Here is a 22,456-nt window from a genome sequence, read left to right on the forward strand (position 1 = left end):
TTACGCTGCGCCGCCCGGCAGGCGCGCGGCGATGGCCTCGGCCAGCTTGATGCACGACAGCGGCGACGATCCTTCCGCCTTGTTGCTGACCAGGATGGTTACCTTGCGCCCCGCCGCGAGCGCGGCAATGGCCATGTCGGCCAGCGTCTCGCGCGAAAACAGGTCTTCGTCGACGAGCTTGTTGAAGGGCTTGTAGGCGGCCTCGGCCTGCGCATAGCGGTAACGGCTGTTCAGGTTCCAGCGCACCACCAGGGGACCGCCGCCGCCTTCATCGAGCAGGGCCACGGCGGCCGCTTGCCGGTCGGCCGCGGGCATCCGCTCGTGCAACCCGACGCAGTAGCGCACGCCGACCGCACGCAGCATCTTGATGAAGCGCGGCGTGAGCAGCGTGGCATCGCGCAATTCCACCGCGTACACGGCATCGGGGTTGTGTTGCCGGTCCAGCGGCGGCAGTGCAGCCAGAAACGCTTCGAGCCGCTCCACGAAGCCGATGGCGTCTTCGGCCAGCGCGCCCAGCGGCGAAAACTGGAACACCAGCGGCCCACAACGCATGCCGAGCCCGCGCGTGGCTGGGTCGATAAAGTCCCGCACCGCGAATTCCGCGTTCAGGAAGGCCGGGTTGGGCATGCGGCCGCGCCCGTCCAGTTCGCGAATCCACGCGTCGCACACGGCGGCGGGCGCCTTGACGGCAAAGCGGAACGCTTCGGGCACGCTGGCCGCGTAGGCGACGTAGTCGGCCAGCGGAATCGGAGCGTAGAAGCCGCGATCGATGCTGACGGTACGCAGCAGCGGGTGCATCGCGTAGGCCGCCAGTCCTTTGCGCGCCAGCATCGACTCGGAATACTCGCCCGCATAGACGAGTCCATCCCATCCCGGATACGACCACGATGACGTGCCGATGCGCAGGTCGGGCGGCAGGCGCAGCGCGAGCTCTGCCACCTCGGGCGGAACGGCGGCCGGCTGCACGCCCTGGCGGGCGGGAGAACGCTTCGGTTTGGGAAGCGGTTCGGCCGCCGCGGTATCGCTGGGGGCCGGCGGCGCGCCGAACAGGTCGTCGATGGGCGGCGTGGCGGTCAAATGGTCAGGGGTAGATGTAGCGGCGCGACCACGGGATCGATGCGGCGGGCTTGCCGGCCTTTTGCAGCACGGTCTGGAAGATCGAGATCTCGTCGGCGTCGAAGGCATGTGCGCAGCCGGCGAGGTAGACACGCCAGATGCGGTACTTCTTCTCGCCGACCATGTTGCGGATGGTCTCGCCGTGGGTTTCGAAGCGTTCGGCCCAGTGCTGGAGCGTGCGCGCATAGTGGCGGCGCAGGCTTTCGACGTCAAGCGCTTCGAGGCCGCCTTCCTGCGCGGCGGACAGCGCCAGCGAGATGTGCGGCAGCTCGCCCTGCGGGAAGACGTAACGGTCGATGAAATCGCCGCCACCCATCGAGCTCTCGCCCCCGGCCGGGTCCGACGACGTGATGCCATGGTTCATGGCGACGCCGTCGTCGGCAAGCAGGTCATGCATGCGGCGGAAATAGCCGGGCAGATTCTTGCGGCCGACATGTTCGAACATCCCGACGCTGGTGATGCGGTCGAACTTGCCGGTGAGGTCGCGGTAGTCCTGGATGCGGATTTCGATGCGGTCTTCGAGGCCTGCGGCCTTCACGCGTTCGCGTGCGAGGTCGTACTGGTTCTGCGACAGCGTCACGCCCAGGCAGCGCGCGCCGTACTTCTGCGCCGCACGCAGCACCAGCGCGCCCCAGCCGCAGCCGATGTCGAGCAGCGTCTGCCCGGGCTGCAGGCGGATCTTGGTGAGGATGTGGTCGATCTTCTTGAGCTGCGCTTCATCGAGGGTTTCGTTGCCGTTCTCGAAGTAGGCGCACGAATACACCATGTTTTCGTCAAGCCACAGCTTGTAGAAGTCGTTGGATACGTCGTAGTGGTACTGGATCGATTCCTTGTCGCCTTCCTTCGTGTGGGCGAAATGGCGTACCACGCGGGCCAGCGCGTTGCCGCTGGTGGCGGCGGCCGAGGCGGCCAGCCCATAGCCGACGTTGATGATGTCGGCGAGCTTGCCTTCCAGGTCGATCTTTTCCTGAACGTAAGCCTCACCGAGGTTGTTCAGCGTGGGGGAGAGCAGCAGCGGCAGCGCGCTTGCTTCGCGCACGGTCAGCGTGACACGGGGTTGGTCGAAACGGCCGAGCTCGTATTGGTCGCCGTTCCAGAGGCGCAGGCGCACCGGAAGGTTGGCAGACTCGCGGATGTCCTGAATCCACTGTTCGAGCTTGCGGTCAATCGCCTGTTGAAAAAGCATGTCGACGCCTCCCTCATGTGCAGAAGTTCGGGGCAGCCATCGGATTGCCGCCCGAACGGATCACATTAGCTTACGACAAACTTTCCCATTGTGCTGTGCGGGTCTTGCCGGCGTCGGCTGGCCGTATCCGGCGGCAGCAAGCGCCATGCCCGGTTTGCCGCACTGCGCAATGCGTCATTGCGCGCGCCGGTGGTCAAGGGGCCAGGCGCACGATCTTCCAGTCGCCGTCTGCCTGTCTGCGATATTCGAGCCGGTCGTGCAGGCGCGACGGGCGGCCCTGCCAGAACTCCAGCCGCTCGGGCAGCAGGCGATAGCCGCCCCAGTGCGGCGGGCGCGGCGGGGCATCGCCAAAACGCTGGCGATACTCGGCTTCGCGGGCTTCGAGCGTGGCGCGGTCCGGCACCTCGCTGCTCTGCTCGGAGGCCCAGGCGCCCAGCCGCGATCCGAGCGGGCGCGAGTGGTAGTAGGCATCGCTTTCGGCGTCGCTCACCTTTTCGACGACGCCCTGGATGCGCACCTGGCGCTCCAGCCCGATCCAGTGAAACAGCAGGGCGGCGCGCGGGTTGGCGGCAAGTTCTTCGCCCTTGTGGCTGGCGTAGTTGGTGAAGAACGTGAAACCGCGCTCGTCGAGGTTCTTGAGCAGGACGATGCGCGCGGAAGGCTGGCCGTGGGCGTCGACGGTGGCCAGCGCCATGGCGTTGACTTCGGCCACTTCCGCCTTGAGCGCCTCATCGAACCAGCGGCGGAACTGGCGCAGGGGGTTGGTGTCCACGTCGGTGATGTCGAGCGAGGCGCGGGCGTATTCGGTACGGATGTCGGCGATGGAGGTCATGGGCGGTCAGGGTGGATGCGGCAAAGCGGCGTGCGGCCCGAGTATAGACAAACGCGCGGGGCCTCCGTTTGCGTGCGCGCAAGCCGCGCTGGCACGGTTCGCGCTTGGGCCGTTGTTCTGGCGATCCGCATTGCGGCGCCTATATTGGCTAGTCAAGGGCGCCCGGCGGACGGTGCCCGGCATCGTTCCCGCAAATGTTTCAACAGGATGTCGAGATGGACGCCCATTCCCCCACTCCCGAACCCCCGCAGACCGGCCTGACGCGCCGGCAGTGGCTGCAGGGCGCGCTGGCCCTGGCCGCTGCCGGCCTGGTCGGCTCGCAGGTGCTGCGTGCCGTTGCGCAGGTACCCACCGAACCGCTGGATGCCTTCATGGCGCTGTCGCAGGCGTTGACGGGGCGGCCCGCACTGGACCATGCGGTCGGGACGCGGCTGCTCGCGGCGCTTGGCAAGTCGGGGGCCGGTTTTGCCGCGCAACTGCGGCCGCTGGCGCAGGCGCTGGCCGCCGGTTCGTTGTCGGATGCGCAGCAAAAGACCGCGCTCAACATTCTGGAAGCCTGGTACGTGGGCGTGGTCGACGGCAACGTTGTCACGTATGAGCAGGCACTGATGTACAGCGTGGTGTCGGATACGCTCGTCATCCGCACGTATTGTCCCAACCAGCCCGGCTTCTGGGCCGAGCCCCCCGTCGAGAGGCAAGCCTGATGCCGGATACCCAACAAGCCGCACAACAGGCTGACATCGTGGTGGTGGGGTCCGGTGTGGCCGGCGCGCTGGTGGCATACGAATTGGCGCGTGCAGGCAAGTCGGTGCTGATGCTCGAAGCCGGCCCGCGCCTGCCGCGCTGGGAGATCGTCGAGCGCTTCCGCAACCAGGCCGACAAGATGGATTTCATGGCGCCGTATCCGTCCATGCCGTGGGCGCCGCATCCGGAGTACGGGCCGCCCAACAACTACCTGATCCTCAAGGGCGAGCACCAGTTCAACTCGCAGTACATCCGCGCCGTGGGCGGGACGACCTGGCACTGGGCGGCGTCCACGTGGCGTTTCCTGCCGAACGACTTCAAGCTGCGCAGCGTGTACGGCATCGCGCGCGACTGGCCCATCCAGTACGACGATCTCGAGCGCTACTACGGCCTCGCCGAAGCCGCGCTCGGCGTGTGGGGGCCCAATGACGAAGACCTTGGCTCGCCGCGCAGCCAGCCGTATCCGATGGCCCCGCTGCCGCTGTCGTTCAACGAACGCACGATCAAGGAAGCGCTCAACGCGCACGACCCGAGCTACCACGTGGTGACCGAACCCGTGGCGCGCAACAGCCGCCCGTACGACGGCCGCCCGACCTGCTGCGGTAACAACAACTGCATGCCGATCTGCCCGATCGGCGCAATGTACAACGGCATCTTCCATGTCGAGAAGGCCGAGCAGGCCGGCGCCCGCCTGATTGAAAACGCTGTCGTCTACAAGCTGGAAGTCGGCGCCAACAAGCGCATCGTCGCCGCGCGCTACAAGGATTCGAAGGGCGGCGAGCATCGCGTGGAAGGCAAGTGGTTCGTGCTGGCCGCCAATGGCATCGAGACTCCCAAGCTGATGCTGATGTCGACGAGCCACGATTTTCCGAAGGGCGTGGGCAACAGCTCCGACATGGTCGGGCGCAACCTGATGGACCATCCCGGCACCGGCGTGAGCTTCTATGCCGACCGCAAGCTCTGGCCAGGGCGCGGGCCGCAGGAGATGACCTCGCTGATCGGCTTTCGCGACGGGCCGTTCCGCGCGACGCAGGCCGGCAAGAAGCTGCACCTCTCCAACATCTCGCGCATCGAGCAGGAGACCGTGCGCATCTTCAAGGAAGGCAAGCTCATCAAACCTCCCGAACTGGACGCGCGCATCCGTGACCAGGCGGCGCGCTACGTGCAGTTCGACAGCTTCCACGAGATCCTGCCGCTGCCGGAAAACCGCATCGTGCCCAGCAGTACGGAGGTCGATGCCATCGGCATTCCGCGCCCGGAGATCACCTATCACATCGACGACTACGTCAAACGCAGCGCCGTGCACACGCGCGAGGTGTATGCCACCGCGGCCAAGGTGCTGGGCGGCACCGACGTGCAGTTCCATGATGACTTCGCGCCCAACAACCACATCACGGGAGCGACCATCATGGGCGCAGACCCGAAGGATTCGGTGGTCGACAAGGACTGCCGCACGTTCGACCACCCCAACCTGTTCATCAGCAGCAGTTCGACCATGCCGACGGTCGGCACCGTCAACGTCACGCTGACGATCGCCGCGCTGGCGCTGCGCATTGCCGACCAGCTCAAGAAGGAGGCGTGATATGAAGGCGATCGCTTCTTTCCTGGTGCTCTGCAGCGCGAGCGTGGCCGCCTGGGCCAAGGACACGCCGGCCGATACCGCGCAGATCAAGCGGGGCGAATACCTCGCCATTGCGGCCGACTGCGCCGCCTGCCATACCGCGCCCGGCGGCAAGCCGTTTGCGGGCGGCCTGCCCATGCCGATCCCGATGCTCGGCACGATCTACACGAGCAACATCACGCCCGACGAGAAGACCGGCATCGGCAAGTGGAGCTACGAAGATTTCGAGCGCGCCGTGCGCAGGGGCGTGGACGACGCGGGCAACAACCTGTATCCGGCCATGCCGTATCCGTCGTACGCGAAGATCAGCGACGCGGACATGCGCGATCTCTACGCGTACTTCCGCTACGGCGTGCCCGCCGTGCAGAACGACCCGCCGCCGAGCACCATCCGCTGGCCGCTGAACATGCGCTGGCCGCTCAAGCTGTGGAACCTCGTCTTTCTGAAGACCGAACCGTACGTGCCGCGTGGCGACAAGAGCCCGACGTGGAACCGCGGCGCCTATCTGACCCAGGGCCTTGCGCACTGCGGCACGTGCCACACGCCGCGCGGCTTCGCCATGCAGGAGAAGGCCATGGACGAGCGCGGCAAGGGGTACCTGGCGGGCTCCACGCTGGCCGGGTGGACGGCGTTCAACATCACGTCCGACCCGACCAGCGGCATTGGCGCCTGGAAACCCGAACAGGTCGTGCAGTATCTGCGCACGGGCAGCGTGCCGGGCGTGGCCCAGGCTGCCGGGCCGATGGGGGAAGCGGTGCAGCACAGCTTCTCGCGCATGACGACGCAGGACATCGAGGCCATCGCCGAATACCTGCGCACCGTGCCGGCGGTGAGCAACAACCTCGAACGCGCGCGGCACGACTGGGGCAAGCCCGCCACCGACGTCACCGCGCTGCGCGGCAAGCCGATCGAAACCACCATCGATGCGGCGCGCCTGTACCTCGGCAACTGCGCCACCTGCCACCAGGCGGATGGGCGCGGCACGCCTGACGGCTACTACCCGCCACTGCTGCACAACTCCACGGTGGGCGCGCGTGACACCACCAATCTCGTGCAGGTCATCATGAACGGCATCGAGCGCAAGGCCGGCGACCGGCACATCGGCATGCCGGCGTTCGGGCGCGAGCTGTCGGATGCGCAACTGGCGGCGCTCACGAACTACGTTACGCGGCAGTTCGGCGACCCGGCCACGCCGCAGTTGACTGCAGACGCGATTGCCAGACGGCGCTCGGGCCGATGAGCGGGCGGCTTAGCCGCCGGTCGTGTGCGGATCCCGCGATGCCGGGGCGGCCGGCTGGGCCGGACGCTGGGGCGGCGTCGCGGCAGCGGCCGGTTGTGCGGGCTTGATGTCGCCCTCGGGTGTGCGACCCGGCTTGTTGCTCTGATACGCCTTGCCGGGCGGCGGGGCTGTCGGACGCTTGCGTACATCTGCGAGCAGCCTGCCGCAGGCACTGTCCGGCGCCGGTTTGAGTTCGAGCACCGGCAGCACGGCGGCCACCGGCGCGGTCAGCGCCAGCGCCACCGCCCCGCCTGCACGCAGCGCCACCACGGCCGGATTGACCGACACATCCGGATGCTTGTACGTGCCCTTCACGTAAAGCGGCGTGCGCAGCGAGAACACGCGCAGCCCCTTCGAATCCGGGTGGATCGTGAAATCGAGCGCTTCACGCTTGAAGCTCGTCGCGCCCGTGATGTCGATGACGGCATCCTGCGTATCCACCACGAAGGTGCGCGCCTGCGCCAGCCCGTCGCTCACGGCGAAGTCGCCCACGGCGCAGTTGATGGTGACCTGCTTGTCGCCGAAGAGCTTGGTGAGGATCACGTTCGCCACGTTCAACCCCATCGCTTCGAGGATGAACTTGCTCACCGTGCCCTGCTCGACCATGATCTTCAGCTCGCCATTGGACGAGCCGAGCAGCGCCGCCACCGAGTTGCCGGTCGCCGAGAGGCGCGCGTCGCCGTTGAGTTCGCCCACGCTCGCGCGCATCGATTCGATCTTCGGGAAGAGCTGCTTGATCTTGAAGTGCCGCGCCGCCAATGCCGCGCGTGCCTGCATCGGCGTCGCATGGCCGTCGAGCTGGATGTTGGAGTTGAGCGTGCCGCCCGCCATGCCGAAGTTCAGCGGGTCCAGCGTCAACACCGCATCTTGCAGCTTGATGTGCGTGACCAGGTGGTCGATGGGCAGCTCCTTGGTGCGGACGATGCGCTCGCCGGTGAACTTCACGTCGGCGTCGATGGCGTTCCAGCGGTCGGTGCGGAATGGTTCGACGGGCAGGACCTTGTCAGCCGGCTGGCGCACCGTCTTGCCGCTTGGTTCGGCAGTGGGGTCGACGCTCGGGTCCGCACGCCTCGCCTTGCTGGCGTTGGAATCTGCCCCGATGATCGGCGCTAGGTCTGCAAACAGCAGCTGGCGCGAGACCAGCTCGCCGGTCAGCAAGGGCCGCGGCTCTCGCATCGCAAAGGTCAGCGTACCCGCCAGGTCTGAGCTGCCGACGCGGCCGGTGAACTTTTCATAACGCCATGTCGATCCCTGCTTGCGCAACTCGCCGATCAGCCGGCCGCGCGTGTCGAACGGCGGCGTGTCGGGCAGCACCACGCCCGTGAGCGGATAGAGGTGCGCCATGCTCGCGCCCGACAGATGCAGGCGCAGGTCCAGCGCCGCCAGTCTCGCCGGGTTGGTCAGCGTGCCTGCCAGGTCGATGCGCGTCTTGCCGACCGTCACGTCGGCCTGCACCGGGAAGGGCCGCTGCGTGTCCTGCAGGCGCAGCACGCCGCCGGCCTTGCCGCTGCCGCTGATGGCCGCGTTGTTGTACGTGCCCTTGACCGTCCAGGCAATGCCGTACGGCTGCTGCGGATCGGGCGCGACGGGCGCCGCCGCACTCGCCCCGGAAGCCGCTGCGCCCGAGTTGCCGGGCACCTTGGCGGCCTGGCCCTCGCCCTTGATCGTGGTGCCGTTGGCCGCGGCGTAGAGCGCCTGGTTGTCGACCGTGTCGATCGTCGCGGCCAGGTGGATGCGCTTGATCTCGTCGTCGAGCGCCAGCGAGCCCTTGCTGAACGCGATCTCGCGCAACTCGAGTTTCCAGTCCGAGGGCTTCTTGTCGCCGTCGCGGCCGGTGAGGTCGAACGTCCAGTTGTTGCGGTTCTCCTTGTCGCGCTCCAGCGCAATGATGGGCGTGTCGAGCGCGACGCTCGGGATGACGATGCGGTGCGTCAGCAGCGGCAGTGCTTCAAGCACGAACGTGAGCTGATGGATTGTCGCGACATGCGGCTGCCGGGCCCAGTCCGGATTGCCGACGGTGATGTCCTTGGCGATCAGCCGCGGCCAGGGCACGTACGCGCGCCATCCGGATTCCCCTTCGGGCTTCTTCCACGTAAGGATCAGGTCGCCGTTGATGGCGAAGGGCCGGCCGATGGCTTGCGAGACGCGATCGTTGAGATACGGCCGTGCGCGGTTCCAGTCAAACGTCAGCACAAACGCGACGGCTGCCGCCACGATGACGACGGGCGTGATGATCAGTCCGAGGGCGAGCTTGCCGGAGGTCCGCATGGTCTTCTTGTAGGTATCGAGCACGGAAAATGCGATCGCCCGCGTTGAGCTATAGTTCGGCGCAACCGCAATTCCATTGTGTCATGAGCCAAGTAGCAATCAGCGCGCCCGCGCACCCGCCCATCCTCGACGACGAATACGCACGCCGGTTCGGCGGCGTGGCACGGCTGTACGGCCCGCAGGCGCTGGAGCGCTTTGCCGCGGCCCACGTGTGCGTGATCGGCATCGGCGGCGTGGGGTCGTGGGCGGCGGAGGCGCTGGCGCGTTGCGGTGTGGGCAAGCTCACGTTGATCGACCTGGATCACATTGCGGTGTCCAACACCAACCGCCAGATCCATGCGCTCGGTGATGCGTATGGCATGGCCAAGGTCGATGCGATGGCCGAGCGGATCCTGCAGATCAATCCGCGCGCCGAGATCAGCCGCATCGACGACTTTGTGACGGTGGAGAACGTCGAGGGGCTGCTCGGCCACCCGTTCGACTATGTGGTCGACGCCATCGATGCCGTCAAGGTGAAGACGGCCATCGTCGCGTTCTGCAAGCGCACCGGCAAACGCGTGGTGACATGTGGCGCCGCCGGCGGCCAGCTTGATCCGACCCGCATCCGCGTGACCGACCTCTCGCGCACGATCCAGGACCCGCTGCTCGCCAAGGTGCGCGGCAACCTGCGGCGCCAGCACGGTTTTTCGAAAAACCCGAAAGCCAAGTTCGGCATCGACGCCGTGTTCTCGGACGAGCCGCTGCGTTATCCCGAGCCGGAGCAGCAGGCATGTGCCGTCGAGGTGCCGGCGGAATCGAGCCATGCCGGCATCGATGACCTGGCTGCCGCAGGGCAGATCGAAGTCGTCAACGCGCCGCCCGCGCCCCAGCCGTCGCAGGGGCCGCGGGGCCTGGCCTGTGCCGGCTTCGGGTCGTCGGTGTGCGTGACGGCGGTGTTCGGCATGGTCGCAGCGTCGACGGCATTGCGCGCAATCGCCGCAGCCTGAGCCGCGTTCAGGCGGAGGCTTCGGCCGCCGCGTTCTTGCGTGCGCCCGGTCCGAACTGCGCGAGATGCGTGGTCATCATCCTGTCCATCACATCCACATGCTGTGCGAACCAGGCGGGCAGCTCCGCCACAAGGCGCCGGCCCAGTTCCATGTCGCCGGCCGCGGCGCGCTTGCGCACTTCCCGGCACAGCGCGAGCACGTTGTCGTGCTCGCCGCGATGGCAGTGGCGCGGGGGGAATTCCACGGCGTCCATCCACGCGTTTTCATCGGCAAAGTGCATCTCGGTGTGGGCGATGAACGCATCGAGTGCGGCGATGAACTGCGCGTCGGACGCGTCGGCCACGGCGTTGAGCAGGGCACAGAATTCGGCGTGGTTGGCGTCCGTGGCGGCGTCTCCGAGCTGGAGCGCCTCGGACCATTCGATCACGGGCATGGCGGAAGCACAATGAGATGGACGAGGCGTTCAGCTTAGCGATGGCCGGCTTGCGCTGGCTTGATGCCGGGCAAACCGGCTAGCCGGCGTCGGCGGCCGGGTGCTGCTGCAGCACCTCGACTGCGCGCGCATACAGCGCCACCGAAGGCGCATAGCCGCGTCCGATCTGGTACAGCGTGCCGCCATGTTCGGCCAGCAGGCTCGGAAAACCGTTGATGCCCCAGCGGCGGGACAGGCGGAAGTCTTCGCGCGTTTCGTTGCGCAGCGCCTCGGTGTCGAACGCGGCATCAAAGTGCGCCGCGTCGATGTCGTGGGCGAGCACTACTTGGCGCAGCACGTCCGGGTGCGTGGTGTCACGGCCTTCGGCGTAGAACGCGCGCTGGATGGCATGGAAGACCGTGAGCACGCGCTCGTCGTCCTCGCCCCAGTGCTCGCGCGCCATGACGACGGTGCGGCAGGCGGGTTCGGTGTCGTAGACGAAGCCCTCGCGGCGCATGGCCACCTCCGGCGATTGGTCGAACGGCATGCCGCTGCGCTCGGCAACGGCGTGCCAGTGTTGGAGGATTTCGTCGCGTTTCTCGGGCGCCAGCGGCTCGCGTTGGCCCGGCCGCAGCCCGCCGGTAACGAGCGTGACGGGCACCGGCGCGGCGAGCGTGTCGCCCAGCCGCTCGCGCAGGTCGGCCAGCTGCGGGCCGAAGCCATAGCACCACGAGCACATCGGGTCTGCCACGTAGATCAGTCGCATGGCTTCCTCAGTTCAGTCTGGACGCGAGTTGGCGGCGCCAGTGCGATACCGCCTGCGGGGCGTCGGCCATCATGTCGAACACCGACACCATGGTTTTGCGCGCGATGTCGTCGCGGAACGTGCGGTCGCGCTCGACGATGGCGAGCAGCTGTTCGAGTGCGGCTTCGTATTGGCGGCCGGCGATGTACAGCTGGGCCAGATCGAGCCGCGCCTGCAGGTTGTCGGGCTCGGCGTCGATCTGCGTGCGCAGTGCATCGGCATCGGGAAGCGCGTCGGCGCGCTCGGTCGCCTTCAGGCGCGTTTCCAGCGCAGCGTAGCGCTCGTCCTGCGGCGCTTTGGGCGAGAGCAGGGCGAATTCGTCCTGCGCGGCCTGCACGTCACCGCTGTCGAGCAGCAGGTTCACCAGTGCAAAGCGCGCGGCGTCAAAGCCCGGGTCGAACGCCAGCGCGCTCTGGAAGGCGTCGCGCGCCAGCACCGCGTCGCCGGCCTGGACGGCAGCCAGCCCTTCACGGTAGGCGATCTCGGCGGGCTGCGGAATCACGCGATCCAGGAACGCGCGCAGCTGCGGCTCGGGCAGGACGCCGACGAACTGGTCGACGGGCTGGCCATCCACGAAGGCCACCACATACGGGATGCTCCGTACACGAAACTGCGCAGAAAGCTCGGGGTTTTCGTCGGAGTTGACCTTGGTGAGTTTCCACTTGCCCGCGTATTCGGCCTCCAGCTTTTCCAGCATCGGGCCCAGCGTGCGGCACGGGCCGCACCAGGGCGCCCAGAAATCGACCAGCACGGGGATCTTGCGAGAGGTTTCGATCACTTCCTGCGCGAAATTCTGCAAGGTGACGTCGCTCATCGTCGGGGTTCTCCTCAGAAAGACAGCAGAAAAGCCGGCCGGCGCAACACCGGCGGGCGTCGTCCATTCTACTTGGGGGCATTCCGGCCGTTTTCAGGGCCAACAATGTGTGTCCTGGCAACGGTTGAAAATAGAACGATCGTTCGGATACCATCCGGTAAAAACAACACATACATTCTCGGAGACATGGCATGACACGACCGCACTTCCAGTTCTGGCCCCGGCGTTTGCCGCACAACATCCACTCGCCGCAGACCAGCCTTTGGTACAACCTGGAAGTGTCCGCGCGACGCTATCCGGACAAGGACGCCATCATCTTCTACGGCCGGCACACGACCTTCCGCGAATTGCATGACGACGCCGTGGCCGTGGCCGGCTGGCTGCAGCAGGCGGCGGGCGTGAAGAAGGGCGACCGCGTGCTGCTCTACATGCAGAACTGCCCGCAGTTCATGGCGGCGTACTACGGCATCCTGCGCGCCGATGCGGTGGTCGTGCCGGTGAACCCGATGAACCGGCCCGAGGAGTTCAAGCACTACATCACCGATGCGGGCGCGGCCACGGTCATCTGCAGTGCCGACCTTGCCGTCAACGTAACGGCGGCCAACGCCGACCTTCCCGAGGGGCAGCGCACGCAGCATCTGCTGGTCACGTCTTACGCCGACGCGCTGCCCGCCACGCATGAATATCCCGAAGACGCGCCCCCCGCCTGGATTACGGCCGAGCATCCGGCCCAGCCCGGTGCGGTGGCGTGGAAAGACGTGCTGGCCCAGCGCCTGCAGCCCGGCCCGCATACGGCCGGCCCCGACGACCTCGCCGTGATGCCGTACACGTCGGGCACCACGGGGTTCCCGAAGGGCTGCATGCATCCGCACCGCACCGTCATGCACAACATCGTGGGCGGCTCGCTGTGGTCGGGCGGCACGATGGAAGGCGTGAGCCTGTCGATCATTCCGCTGTTCCACGTGACCGGCATGCAGTACGGCATGAACGCGCCGATTTACATGGGCTCCACGGTGGTGATGCTGCCGCGCTGGGACCGCGAGGTGGCCGGGCGGCTGATCTCGCGCTACAAGGTCACGCACTGGACGAACATCCCGACCATGGTGATCGACTTTCTGGCGAGCCCGCAGCTGGCGGAGTTCGATCTGTCGAGCCTCGTCTACATCGGCGGCGGCGGGGCGGCGATGCCGCAGGCGGTGGCCGAGCGCCTGCTCAAGGAGTTCAACCTGGCGTACCAGGAGGGCTACGGCCTGTCCGAAACGATTGCGCCCACGCACAGCAACCCGGCCGACCGACCCAAGCAGCAGTGCCTGGGCATCCCCGTGTTCAACACCGACGCACGCATCGTCGACCCGCAGACGCTCAAGGAACTGCCGCCGGGCGAAGTGGGCGAGATCATTGTCAGCGGCCCGCAGGTGTTCCTCGGCTACTGGGGCAAGCCGCAGGCCACCGCCGAGGTCTTCATCGAATTCGAAGGCAAGACGTTCTTCCGCACGGGCGATCTCGGCAAGATGGACGAAGAGGGCTATTTCTTCCTCACTGACCGGCTGAAACGCATGATCAACGCGTCGGGCTTCAAGGTGTGGCCGGCCGAGGTGGAAAGCCTGCTGTACAAGCACCCCGACGTGCAGGAAGCCTGCATCATCGGCACGCGCGATGCGTATCGCGGCGAGTCGGTCAAGGCTGTGGTTGTGCTCAAGGCCCACGCCAAGGGCAAGACGACCGAAGAGGACATCATCAACTGGGCGCGCGACAACATGGCGGCCTACAAGTATCCGCGCGTGGTCGAATTTGTGGATGCGCTGCCCAAGTCCGGGACCGGCAAGGTGATGTGGCGCACGCTGCAGGAGCAGGAAAACGCGAGGAACGAGGCGGCCGAGAAACCGGCCGCAGCGTAAGGCAGAAGGGGCCCCGGCGGCCCCTTTTTCAATGCCCGCGCGCCTTGAAGAGCAATGCGCCGATGCCGTGGAAACCGCGCTGCCGCGCATGCCGCATCGGCGTGATGCCGCCGCGGTCGGGCAGGTTGGGGTCGGCGCCGCCGTCGAGGAGGATCTGCACGGTCTTCTCGTACTTTTCGCTGCCGTCGCCCAGGGCCACGGCTTCGATGAGCGCCGTCAGGCCCAGGTTGTTCGTGGCGTCGGGTGGCACGCCCGCCTTGACGAGCTCGTTGACAACCTCCACGTAGCCGCGCCGTGCGGCAGGGATCAGCGCGGTGTCGCCGTCGGCGTTGGTGGCGCGCAGGTTGGCACCGTGCGACAGCGCCAGCCGGACGGTCTCCGCATCGCCCTGGGCCGCGGCAAGCAGGAAGGCGCTGTTCTGCGCGTTGTCCTGCAGGTTGACGTCGGCGCCGGCCTGGATGAGCAGGCGGGCCGCCGCGCCCATGTGGGCGTACACGGCCGCGATGAGGGCCGTGCGGCCTTCGGCATCGCGCGCCTTCAGGTTGGCGCCCTCGGCGATCAATGACTGAATCGCCATCGTGTTGCCGGTTTGCGCGGCCACGATCAGGTCACGGTCCCGCGTGGCGGGGTCGCTGCGGCGGGTGGGGCGGGCGTCGGGCGTGCTGCCGGCGGGGGGCGCGACCTTGGCGCTGGCGTTGGCCGCCACGCGCAGGCTCGGCAGATGCTGCTCCTGCCAGGCGTTGGCCATGTCGCCCACCGCCAGTGCCATCCCGAGCATGACGCCAATCACCTGGTTGAGCGCGGGATGCGGGGCGAGGAGCATGGCGTAAGGGCTCAGGCGCTGAGGTAGGGGTCGGCCTGCGGCGCCGGTTCGGCCGCGGCGGGGGCGTTGGCGGCATCCATCGCCTGCAGCCGCGCCCACAGGCGGTCGAGATAAGCATCACGCAGGCCATTGCTGGCCAGCCCGATCAGCGTGCGCTGCAGGTATTCGCGTGCCGGGCCGTATAACCCGACCGCCTGGCGTAGGCAGCCGACCACGCGTTCGTCGGGCAGGCGGCCTGCATAGGCCTCGTGCGCGCGGTTCATGACGAAGGCGAGGGCGTAGACGCGTTGGCCGTGGATTTCGGTCGGCAGCCAGCGCGGCAGATAGGCGCCGGTCAGCATCTCGCGCCGCCAGAGCACGCGGAACTCGCGCTCGGCATGCTCGCGTGGCACGCGGAAGGCGACGCCGCGGCAGCTGCCGCCGCGGTCGAGCCCGAGCACGAGGCCCGGGTTGTCCCATGTGCCGCGGTTGATGCGGGAATACAGGTAGAAGCCGCGGTGATAGCCGTGCACCGTGGCGGGCGCCGCCTCGGTGTGGAAGATCATCGGGTTCCAGATGAGGGAGCCGTAGCCGAATACCCATGCGTCCTGGCCTTCGCAGGGCGCGCTCGACAGCCGCGCGAGCGTCGATGCAAGCGACGCTTCCAGCGCAGCCTCGGTCAGCAGCGACGACGCGACGGGCGAATCACCCAGGGCGGCGCGCAACCGGTTCTGTTCGAGATCCTCTCGGGTGACGGCCATGTCGCAAGCATAGAGCAATCGTTACGCCTGGTCACGCAGGCGGACGGCCGATGCTGCGGAAACAGCGCGTTGCCGGGCTTGAGGAAGGTCTGACTATGGCGCGGCCGCAACGGTGGTGTCTGCACGGCCAGGAATGTGGAGGCGGGGGAACGGAATTGAACCGTCTTATACGGCTTTGCAAGCCGCAGCATTGACCACTCTGCCACCCCGCCCGGGGGAGGGCCCGCGATGCATCGTGTGACGCATCGCAGGCCGGGCGCGATTCTAGCGCAGGATCAGACTTCGAGCAGGTCGACCTCGAAAAGCAACGTTGCGTTCGGGGGGATCACGCCGCCGGCGCCGCGTGCGCCGTACCCCAGCGCGGCCGGGATGATCAGCTTGCGCGTGCCGCCGACCTTCATGCCCTGCACGCCTTCGTCCCAGCCCTTGATGACGTGGCCGGCACCCAGCGGGAAGGCGAACGGGTCGTTGCGGTCCTTGCTGGAGTCGAACTTCTTGCCGGCCTGCCCGTTTTCGTACAGCCAGCCGGTGTAGTGCACGGTGACGTATTTGCCGGCCGTGGCTTCAGCGCCGTCGCCGACGACGACGTCTTCGTATTGCAGGCCGCTTGCGGTGGTGGTGGTCATGGTGAGCCTCGTGGGTAATGACACGGTGAGGGAAAAGCTCAGGCTTGCGCGGCCTTGAGCGTATCGAGCTGAACGTGGACGTTGTCCGCGTCGTTGGCGATCCAGATATCGCCGTCCTGGATGGTCACCTGCAGGCGCATGGTGCGTTCCACCATGCCGGCCAGCGCAGCGACGGTATCGGGCGCGACTTCGTAGACCGACAGGTTGGCAAAGCGCGCGACCTTGGTTTCGGTCTGCTGCCACCACACGCGGCTCGCGTTGCCGCTATACGTATATACAGCGACCTGGCCCGCGCGGTTGCATGCCTTGCGGATGCGGGTTTCATCAGGGTTGCCGAGGTCGATCCAGAGTTCGATGGCGTCGGTCAGGTCGCGCTGCCAGAGCTCGGGTTCGTCCGGTTCGGACAGGCCGCGCGTGAAGCCAAGCGCTTCGCTGGCGTGGCGCGCGAAGGCGAGCACGCGCACCATCATGCGCTCATCGTTCTCGCTCGGGTGGCGGGCGACGGTCAGCGCGTGGTTGGCGTAGTAGTGGCGATCCATGTCGGCGATCTGCAGATCGACCTTGTAGATCGTGGATTTGAGGGCCATGCGGGGTCAGCGGAGGGGCGGTATTCAGCAAAGCGCGCATTGTCGCACGGGCCGGCGGCAGCGATGCGGCCGCTTGCAAGACGAGGCCGCCGCATTCCCTTCGGCCGCTGTTTGCGGTATACGAGCGGTGCGTGCGCGGTTCTGCGCATGCTTCTCCTATCCAAACAAGGATAATCAGAACGATGCGTTGGATATTCGGAATCGTGGGCCTGGTGCTCGGGGGCCTGTCGGGGGGCGTGGTCGGGGCGTTCTTCGGGGTGCTGGTCGGCGTGGGCTTGGCGTCGCTGATCCTGTACATGGACAAGCGCGCGAGCTCGCAGTGGGCGCATCCGCCCGAGCCCGATGCCGCGCGGCCGACGGTCACTGCCGCGACGATGACGCTGCACGAACGTGTGGCCCAACTCGAGCACGAGGTGTCGCTGCTGCGCCGCCAGATGGCGGAGATCCGGGGTGGGACGTCTGCCGCACCGCAACCGGACGCCGTGGCCGACACGCCGCCGCACGTTGCGCCAGCGCCTGCCTTGGCCGAAACCTTGCCGCGTATCGAAGCCGTAGCCGCGCCGCAGGCGCCGATGACGAGCCCGCCGCCGGCGCCCGGGCCCCAGCCGGAGCCCGTCGGGCAGCCTGCCATGCCGCCGATGGCGCCGCACGAACCGGACTGGGTCGAGCGCGCCGTGGGTGCTGCTCGTGACTGGCTGCTGGGCGGCAACAGCGTGGTGCGGGTCGGCATCCTGATCCTGTTCTTTGGCGTGGCCTTCCTGCTCAAATATGCCGCCGACAACAGCCTGCTGCCGGTCGAGTTCCGCCTGGCTGGCGTGGCCGTCGGCGCGATCGTGCTGTTGGGCATCGGCTGGCGGCTGCGCGACAGGCGCCCGGGATACGCGCTGGTGCTGCAGGGCGGCGGCGTGGGGGTGCTCTATCTGACGGTGTTTGCGGCCACGCGCATGGTGCCGCTGCTGTCTCCGGGGATGGCATTTCCGGTGCTGGTGCTGATCTGCGCGCTGGCGGCCGGCCTCGCTGTCAGGCAGAACGCGCCGGCGCTGGCATTCACCGGGAGCGCCGGCGGCTTCCTTGCCCCGATCTTGATCTCGACAGGCCAGGGTAGCCACGTGGCGCTGTTCAGCTACTACGCGCTGCTCAACGCGGGCATCTTTGCGATTGCGTGGTTCCGCGCGTGGCGGGCGCTGAATCTGCTCGGCTTTGTCTTCACGTTCGGCATCGCTACCGCGTGGGGCGTGCTGCGGTATCAGCCGTCGCTGCTGTCGAGCACCGAGCCGTTCCTGATCCTCTTCTTCCTGATGTACGTAGGCATCGCGCTGCTGTATGCGCTGCGCCGCCGCGTGAGCCTGAACCACTATGTCGACGGCACGCTGGTGTTCGGCACGCCGCTCGTGGCGATGGGCCTGCAGGCCGGGCTGGTGCACCACATTCCGTTTGCGATGGCGTGGAGCGCTGCGGCGCTGGCGGCTTTCTATCTGGGCATGGCAGCCTGGCTGGCGCCGCGGCGCGCGAACCTGGGCCTGCTGTACGAGGCGATGTTTGCGCTGGCCGTGATTTTCATCACGCTGGCGATTCCGCTGGCCTGCGATGGGCGCACCACCAGTGCGGTGTGGGCGCTCGAGGGTGCGGCGGTGGTGTGGCTCGGCGTGCAGCAGCAGCGGCGCCTGGCCCTGGCCGTTGGCCTGCTGCTGCAAGTGGCCGCGGGCGTGGCCTTGACCGGCAGCACATGGTTCGATTGGGATCCTGCGACCGGTTGGCCGGTGCTCAATCGCCGCTACATCGGCGGGCTGCTGATGGCGCTGGCGGGCGTGTTCACCGGCTGGCAGTTGCATGGCAGGGCGCCGGCGCGCGCGTGGCTGAAGGCAGCGCCCGCGCTGGGCATTGCCGCATCGGTGTGGGGATTGCTCTGGTGGCTCGGCAGCGGCAGTAACGAGATCGACCGCTGGGCCTGGCGCATCGCCAGCCAGACCATCGACCGGCCGGACATTCCGCTGTACGCCGGCTTTGCCGTGCTCACGGCATGGGCTGCGCACGCGCTGCGCCGCAGGCTCGACTGGACGCTGGCCGAGTGGCCGGCCCTGGCGCTGTCGCCAGCGCTTGCCGTCGTGGCGCTGGCGGCCATCGAGCATTGGCGCCCGTCGCCGCTGGCGGGGTGGGGCGGCCTCGTGTGGATCGCGTCGGTCGTGCTCGCCTTCGTGCTGCTGCGCCGCCAGGAGCGCGACGTGAAGGACGTCATCCTCGCGCCGCTGCATACCGTGCTGTTCTGGCTGATCTGCGGCATGTTGGCCACCGAAGGCTACTGGCGCCTCGACGCCTACGTGCCGGAGGGCACATGGAGCTTTGCCGCGTGGGCCTATGCCTATGGCGCGCTGCTTGCCTTGCTGGGGGGAGCCGGCTGGCGCATCCGCTGGCCCATCGCGCGTTTCGAGCGCGCCTATCTGCTGTGGGGCGCGGCACCGCTGGCCGCCTTGCTCTGGCTGTGGAGCCTGGCCAGCGCCGCCAGCGATGGCGACGCCGCGCCGCTGTTCTACCTGCCCGTTCTCAACCCGCTCGATGTGGCGCAGCTGCTCGTCTTCCTCGCCATTGCGCTGTGGATGCGCCGCGTGGCACTGCACAGGCTCGTGCCGGAGCCGTTGGTGATCGGCTATGCAATCGGCGCGACACTGTTCATCTGGGCCAACGCGGTGCTGCTGCGCACGCTGCACCACTGGGCCCACGTGCCGTACACGCCGGAAGGGCTGGGCGGCTCGATGCTGGTGCAGGCCTCGCTGTCGATGTTCTGGACGGTGCTGGCGCTGGTCGTGATGGTGCTGGCCACGCGCCGCGCGAGCCGGGCGTTGTGGTTCACCGGCGGCGCGCTGCTGGGTGTGACGGTGGTGAAGCTGTTCCTGTTTGACCTGTCGCGCGTGACGGGCGTCGAGCGCATCGTGTCATTCATCGGCATTGGCGTGCTGCTGCTGTTGATCGGCTATCTGTCGCCGTTGCCCCCCAAGGCCAAGGCGGCTGGCGAAACCGGGGAGGTTCTGTGAAGAAGGTTGTTCTTGCGATGGCCGCGGCCTCGCTGCTGTCGGCGTCGGCATGGGCCGAGCGGTTTGCGCTGACGGGTACGCCGGGTGCCGCCTATTACGCCGTCACGCTCAACGAAGACGTTTATGCCCACGCACACGAGGCGAGCCTCGCGGATCTGCGCGTCCTCAACGGCGATGGCGAACCGGTGCCATTCAGCCTTGACATCCCGCGCGATGCGCCGCCGCAGGCGCGCACGCTGCACGACGTGCATTGGTTCGCAGCCCCCGTGGATGATGCCCGGAAGCCCGGCACAGCCGGCGTGGTGCTCGGCGCAGACGGCGTATTGCGCGCCACCGGCACGGCCGCGCCGCAGGAGACCACGCGGGCATGGCTGGTCGACCTGAGCCAGCTGCATGACAGAAAAACGGCGACGGTGACGGCGCTCGTGGTGGTGTTGCCCGCGGTGGAGTTCCAGAGCGGCGTCAACGTGCAGGCGAGCGATGACCTGCAGCACTGGAGCCCCGTCGCGCAGGCCACGCTGTTCCGGCTGTCGAACCAGGGCAGCACGCTCGTGCAGGATCGCGTCGAATTCGCGGGGCTGCGGGCAAAGTACCTGCGGCTGACCTGGCAGGGCAAGCCGCCCGCGCCCGAAGCCGTGCGCGCCGAAGTGGCCATGGGGGGGCGGGTGGCAGCGGCAGACAGCGCCATCCAGTGGCGCGCGGGGCTGGCGCCGGTGCAGACGCCGTCTGCCGGGGATTACCAGTTCGATACCGGCGGTGTGTTTCCGGTGGAGCGCGTGAAAGTCAGCCTGCCCCAGGCCAACACCGTCGCGCAGGCCACCCTCTACGCGCGCGCCGATGCGCAGGCACCGTGGCGGCTCATCACGTCGGCCCGCCTTTACCGGCTGGCGGGCGCAGGGGGCCAGGCGGAACAGGAGAACGCGCCCATCAGCGTGCCGGCAACGGCGGATCGCTACTGGCGCCTGCAGGTGGACACGCGCAGCGGCGGTCTCGGCGCCGGGGCACCGCAGCTGTCAGTAGGCTGGCGTCCGGCTACGGTCACGTATGCTGCGCGCGGCAGCGTGCCGTTCTCGCTGGCCATCGGGGAGGTGGCGCGCGGCAACCCCGTCGCACGCAACGATCTGCTGGCTGGCGCATCGCCCGCCATTGCGCCTGCGCAGCTTGGCGCGATGACGGATTCGCCGGCCGATGCACTCACGGCTGAGCCGCCCGCAGGACGGACACGGCAGTGGATCCTGTGGGGTGCACTGGTGGCCGCCGTGGCCGTGCTGGCGGCGATGGCATGGAAGCTCTTCCAGACGCCTGCAACGCCGCCCGACGCATCGCCGTAACGGCATCGCTCAGCGCATCGGCCAACAGCCTCGCCGAAACGACAACGGCGCCCCTGTTTGCAGCGGGCGCGGGAGGGCGTCGCCGGCTCAGTGAACGAAGGCCGGTTGCACGAACAGTGCGATGGTGATGCCATAAGCGGCCAGCCACATCAGCGAACGCGGCATGGCCCAGTCGGCGAAATAGCAGACCGTGTACAGGAGCCGAGCAACAATGAAGGCGACGGCCAGCAGGTTGACGCGGTCGATCAGGCCCCCGCCCAGGATGGCCACCAGCACGGCCACGGCAAAGAACGGGAATGCCTCGAAGTGGTTCTGCTGCGCGGCGTTGGCGCGGGCGGGAAAGCCGGTTTGCTGGGCGAGCCAGATGCGCGGGTTGTGGTTGTCGTACTTCTGGCCGCTCGCCTTGGCGACGGCGGCACACACGAGCGGAAACACGCCCGCAATCAACACGCACCAGAGTGCGATCGGCATGGTCAATCTCCTGGAGGGGGGACCGGCGCACGCTAGCACGCCGTGCGTTTTCAAACACCTGCGGCGCTATTCGGCATCGTGCACGGCAATGCGCACGTCGCCCAGCATCACGACCTGGCCGGCGCGGATCTTGGCCGTCTTGCGCAGCTCCGGATGACCGTCGACGGTGACGGCCCCATCCGCCACCACCGCCTTGCCGGCGCCGCCGCTGTCCACCACGCCGGTGAGCTTGAGCAGCTTGTGCAGCTCGATGTAGTCGGTGGTGAGGGTGAAATCGATATTGGGCATAGAAGGATGGATGGCGCGGCTTATTGAGGCGTGGCTTCCACGCTGACGTCGATGTCGACGCGGTCGCCCACGTCGGGCAGGAAACGCGTCATGCCGAAGGCGCTGCGTGCGATGGCGAAGTGGAAATCGCCGCCGCAGACGTGGCGCGTGCTGCCGGGCAGCTTCTCGTCGCCGCAGCTGAAGCGGCGCACGTCCAGCCGCACCGGCTGCGTCACGCCGTGCAGCGTCAGGCTCGCCTCGATGGCGACGAGCTTGCCGCCTTCGACGACAAAGCGGTCGCTGCGCAACCGGATGACGGGAAACTGCGCGGCATCCAGAAACTGTTCCGATTTCAGCACGCCGTCCAGCACCCGCAGGCGCGTGTTGATGGAGGCGGCATCGACGGTGAAATCGAAGCCGCCCTGGTGCGTTGCCTCATCGAAATTGATGGCGCCGTCGATCTTGTCGAAGCGGCCGCGCATCGTGGTGCGGTCAAAATGCGACGCGCCGAAGTAGACCGAGGTGTGTGCCAGGTCCGGCGCAAACGGCGCCGCGAAGGCGGGCGTGGCGAGCACTGCGGCCAGCAGCAGAATCCATGCACGCATGGTGCCTCCTTGTTCA

21 protein-coding genes and 1 tRNA gene are annotated in these 22,456 nt (G+C 67.5%); 7 read left to right on the plus strand and 15 right to left on the minus strand.

Annotated features, from left to right (window positions below; all coding sequences use genetic code 11):
- From TK49_RS08505 to pdxH, 3 genes are all read right to left on the minus strand, one after another.
- Window positions 1–1,077 (minus strand): DUF72 domain-containing protein, encoded by a 1,077-nt coding sequence (locus TK49_RS08505; protein ID WP_045786286.1) that lies wholly within the window; start codon window positions 1,075–1,077, stop codon window positions 1–3.
- Window positions 1,078–1,081: 4 nt separating this feature from the next.
- A complete protein-coding gene (locus TK49_RS08510; protein WP_045786287.1) occupies window positions 1,082–2,302 on the minus strand; it encodes an SAM-dependent methyltransferase in 1,221 nt (406 codons plus the stop codon).
- A gap of 193 nt (window positions 2,303–2,495) precedes the next feature.
- Window positions 2,496–3,134, minus strand: a complete 639-nt coding sequence (gene pdxH, locus TK49_RS08515; protein ID WP_045786288.1) for a pyridoxamine 5'-phosphate oxidase — start codon at window positions 3,132–3,134, stop codon at window positions 2,496–2,498.
- A gap of 215 nt (window positions 3,135–3,349) precedes the next feature.
- Between pdxH and TK49_RS08520 the strand changes: the two genes are divergently transcribed.
- From TK49_RS08520 to TK49_RS08530, 3 genes are read left to right on the plus strand one after another with little or no spacing between them, the layout of a single operon-like run.
- The gene (locus tag TK49_RS08520; RefSeq protein WP_045787811.1) at window positions 3,350–3,838 is read left to right on the plus strand and encodes a sugar dehydrogenase complex small subunit; all 489 of its coding nucleotides are present in this window, start codon (window positions 3,350–3,352) and stop codon (window positions 3,836–3,838) included.
- Entirely contained in the window at window positions 3,838–5,460 is a 1,623-nt protein-coding gene (locus TK49_RS08525) for a GMC family oxidoreductase (RefSeq protein ID WP_045786289.1), read from the plus strand. Before TK49_RS08520 ends, TK49_RS08525 begins: the two co-directional genes overlap by 1 nt.
- Window position 5,461: 1 nt before the next feature.
- Window positions 5,462–6,739, plus strand: a complete 1,278-nt coding sequence (locus tag TK49_RS08530) for a cytochrome c (protein ID WP_045786290.1) — start codon at window positions 5,462–5,464, stop codon at window positions 6,737–6,739.
- A 9-nt stretch (window positions 6,740–6,748) separates the two neighbouring features.
- Here the strand turns inward: TK49_RS08530 and TK49_RS08535 are convergent, their stop codons facing one another.
- A complete protein-coding gene (locus tag TK49_RS08535) occupies window positions 6,749–9,046 on the minus strand; it encodes an AsmA family protein (RefSeq protein ID WP_045787812.1) in 2,298 nt (765 codons plus the stop codon).
- Between the two features lie 83 nt (window positions 9,047–9,129).
- Here TK49_RS08535 and tcdA point away from each other — a divergent pair, with 83 nt between their 5' ends.
- The gene (gene tcdA / locus TK49_RS08540) at window positions 9,130–10,032 is read left to right on the plus strand and encodes a tRNA cyclic N6-threonylcarbamoyladenosine(37) synthase TcdA (RefSeq protein WP_045786291.1); all 903 of its coding nucleotides are present in this window, start codon (window positions 9,130–9,132) and stop codon (window positions 10,030–10,032) included.
- Between the two features lie 7 nt (window positions 10,033–10,039).
- Here the strand turns inward: tcdA and TK49_RS08545 are convergent, their stop codons facing one another.
- The 3 genes from TK49_RS08545 to trxA all read right to left on the minus strand — a co-directional run bounded on the left by TK49_RS08545 (window position 10,040) and on the right by trxA (window position 12,063).
- A complete protein-coding gene (locus TK49_RS08545; RefSeq protein ID WP_045786292.1) occupies window positions 10,040–10,465 on the minus strand; it encodes a bacteriohemerythrin in 426 nt (141 codons plus the stop codon).
- A gap of 79 nt (window positions 10,466–10,544) precedes the next feature.
- Window positions 10,545–11,210 carry a DsbA family protein gene (locus tag TK49_RS08550; protein ID WP_045786293.1) on the minus strand — a complete coding sequence of 222 codons (666 nt, stop codon included), beginning with the start codon at window positions 11,208–11,210 and terminating at the stop codon, window positions 10,545–10,547.
- 7 nt (window positions 11,211–11,217) lie between these two features.
- Window positions 11,218–12,063, minus strand: a complete 846-nt coding sequence (trxA, locus tag TK49_RS08555) for a thioredoxin (protein ID WP_045786294.1) — start codon at window positions 12,061–12,063, stop codon at window positions 11,218–11,220.
- A 191-nt stretch (window positions 12,064–12,254) separates the two neighbouring features.
- Between trxA and TK49_RS08560 the strand changes: the two genes are divergently transcribed.
- A complete protein-coding gene (locus TK49_RS08560) occupies window positions 12,255–13,961 on the plus strand; it encodes a long-chain fatty acid--CoA ligase (RefSeq protein ID WP_045786295.1) in 1,707 nt (568 codons plus the stop codon).
- 28 nt (window positions 13,962–13,989) lie between these two features.
- Here the strand turns inward: TK49_RS08560 and TK49_RS08565 are convergent, their stop codons facing one another.
- From TK49_RS08565 to TK49_RS08585, 5 genes are all read right to left on the minus strand, one after another.
- The gene (locus tag TK49_RS08565; RefSeq protein ID WP_052698600.1) at window positions 13,990–14,784 is read right to left on the minus strand and encodes an ankyrin repeat domain-containing protein; all 795 of its coding nucleotides are present in this window, start codon (window positions 14,782–14,784) and stop codon (window positions 13,990–13,992) included.
- Between the two features lie 11 nt (window positions 14,785–14,795).
- Window positions 14,796–15,524: a gamma-glutamylcyclotransferase gene (locus TK49_RS08570; protein WP_045786296.1), complete on the minus strand. Its 729-nt coding sequence runs from the start codon at window positions 15,522–15,524 to the stop codon at window positions 14,796–14,798.
- 136 nt (window positions 15,525–15,660) lie between these two features.
- Window positions 15,661–15,736: transfer RNA gene (locus TK49_RS08575), tRNA-Cys, on the minus strand.
- A gap of 63 nt (window positions 15,737–15,799) precedes the next feature.
- On the minus strand, window positions 15,800–16,150 hold the full coding sequence (locus TK49_RS08580) for an FKBP-type peptidyl-prolyl cis-trans isomerase (RefSeq protein WP_045786297.1): 351 nt from the start codon (window positions 16,148–16,150) through the stop codon (window positions 15,800–15,802).
- Between the two features lie 38 nt (window positions 16,151–16,188).
- A complete protein-coding gene (locus TK49_RS08585; RefSeq protein WP_045786298.1) occupies window positions 16,189–16,737 on the minus strand; it encodes a YaeQ family protein in 549 nt (182 codons plus the stop codon).
- 182 nt (window positions 16,738–16,919) lie between these two features.
- Here TK49_RS08585 and TK49_RS08590 point away from each other — a divergent pair, with 182 nt between their 5' ends.
- The gene (locus tag TK49_RS08590) at window positions 16,920–19,766 is read left to right on the plus strand and encodes a DUF2339 domain-containing protein (RefSeq protein ID WP_045786299.1); all 2,847 of its coding nucleotides are present in this window, start codon (window positions 16,920–16,922) and stop codon (window positions 19,764–19,766) included.
- Window positions 19,763–21,097, plus strand: a complete 1,335-nt coding sequence (locus TK49_RS08595) for a DUF3999 domain-containing protein (RefSeq protein ID WP_045786300.1) — start codon at window positions 19,763–19,765, stop codon at window positions 21,095–21,097. Before TK49_RS08590 ends, TK49_RS08595 begins: the two co-directional genes overlap by 4 nt.
- A gap of 87 nt (window positions 21,098–21,184) precedes the next feature.
- On the opposite strand, the gene TK49_RS08600 is transcribed toward TK49_RS08595, so the two are convergent.
- From TK49_RS08600 to TK49_RS08610, 3 genes are all read right to left on the minus strand, one after another.
- Window positions 21,185–21,568 carry an MAPEG family protein gene (locus tag TK49_RS08600; protein WP_045786301.1) on the minus strand — a complete coding sequence of 128 codons (384 nt, stop codon included), beginning with the start codon at window positions 21,566–21,568 and terminating at the stop codon, window positions 21,185–21,187.
- Between the two features lie 66 nt (window positions 21,569–21,634).
- A complete protein-coding gene (locus tag TK49_RS08605; RefSeq protein ID WP_045786302.1) occupies window positions 21,635–21,856 on the minus strand; it encodes an RNA-binding S4 domain-containing protein in 222 nt (73 codons plus the stop codon).
- 20 nt (window positions 21,857–21,876) lie between these two features.
- Window positions 21,877–22,440, minus strand: coding sequence for a YceI family protein (locus tag TK49_RS08610; protein ID WP_045786303.1), 564 nt, complete (start codon window positions 22,438–22,440; stop codon window positions 21,877–21,879).
- Between the last annotated feature and the right edge of the window lie 16 nt (window positions 22,441–22,456).

It is taken from the genome of Ralstonia mannitolilytica, assembly GCF_000954135.1.
Classification (GTDB): Bacteria; Pseudomonadota; Gammaproteobacteria; order Burkholderiales; family Burkholderiaceae; genus Ralstonia; species Ralstonia mannitolilytica.

Bases quoted from the DNA above. Each gene is read 5' to 3' on its own strand.
- TK49_RS08510 (WP_045786287.1), bottom strand. From the start codon at position 2,302: ATGCTTTTTCAACAGGCGATTGACCGCAAGCTCGAACAGTGGATTCAG.
- pdxH (WP_045786288.1), bottom strand. From the start codon at position 3,134: ATGACCTCCATCGCCGACATCCGTACCGAATACGCCCGCGCCTCGCTC.
- TK49_RS08520 (WP_045787811.1), top strand. From the start codon at position 3,350: ATGGACGCCCATTCCCCCACTCCCGAACCCCCGCAGACCGGCCTGACG.
- TK49_RS08525 (WP_045786289.1), top strand. From the start codon at position 3,838: ATGCCGGATACCCAACAAGCCGCACAACAGGCTGACATCGTGGTGGTG.
- TK49_RS08530 (WP_045786290.1), top strand. From the start codon at position 5,462: ATGAAGGCGATCGCTTCTTTCCTGGTGCTCTGCAGCGCGAGCGTGGCC.
- TK49_RS08535 (WP_045787812.1), bottom strand. From the start codon at position 9,046: ATGCGGACCTCCGGCAAGCTCGCCCTCGGACTGATCATCACGCCCGTC.
- tcdA (WP_045786291.1), top strand. From the start codon at position 9,130: ATGAGCCAAGTAGCAATCAGCGCGCCCGCGCACCCGCCCATCCTCGAC.
- TK49_RS08545 (WP_045786292.1), bottom strand. From the start codon at position 10,465: ATGCCCGTGATCGAATGGTCCGAGGCGCTCCAGCTCGGAGACGCCGCC.
- TK49_RS08550 (WP_045786293.1), bottom strand. From the start codon at position 11,210: ATGCGACTGATCTACGTGGCAGACCCGATGTGCTCGTGGTGCTATGGC.
- trxA (WP_045786294.1), bottom strand. From the start codon at position 12,063: ATGAGCGACGTCACCTTGCAGAATTTCGCGCAGGAAGTGATCGAAACC.
- TK49_RS08560 (WP_045786295.1), top strand. From the start codon at position 12,255: ATGACACGACCGCACTTCCAGTTCTGGCCCCGGCGTTTGCCGCACAAC.
- TK49_RS08565 (WP_052698600.1), bottom strand. From the start codon at position 14,784: ATGCTCCTCGCCCCGCATCCCGCGCTCAACCAGGTGATTGGCGTCATG.
- TK49_RS08570 (WP_045786296.1), bottom strand. From the start codon at position 15,524: ATGGCCGTCACCCGAGAGGATCTCGAACAGAACCGGTTGCGCGCCGCC.
- TK49_RS08580 (WP_045786297.1), bottom strand. From the start codon at position 16,150: ATGACCACCACCACCGCAAGCGGCCTGCAATACGAAGACGTCGTCGTC.
- TK49_RS08585 (WP_045786298.1), bottom strand. From the start codon at position 16,737: ATGGCCCTCAAATCCACGATCTACAAGGTCGATCTGCAGATCGCCGAC.
- TK49_RS08590 (WP_045786299.1), top strand. From the start codon at position 16,920: ATGCGTTGGATATTCGGAATCGTGGGCCTGGTGCTCGGGGGCCTGTCG.
- TK49_RS08600 (WP_045786301.1), bottom strand. From the start codon at position 21,568: ATGCCGATCGCACTCTGGTGCGTGTTGATTGCGGGCGTGTTTCCGCTC.
- TK49_RS08605 (WP_045786302.1), bottom strand. From the start codon at position 21,856: ATGCCCAATATCGATTTCACCCTCACCACCGACTACATCGAGCTGCAC.
- TK49_RS08610 (WP_045786303.1), bottom strand. From the start codon at position 22,440: ATGCGTGCATGGATTCTGCTGCTGGCCGCAGTGCTCGCCACGCCCGCC.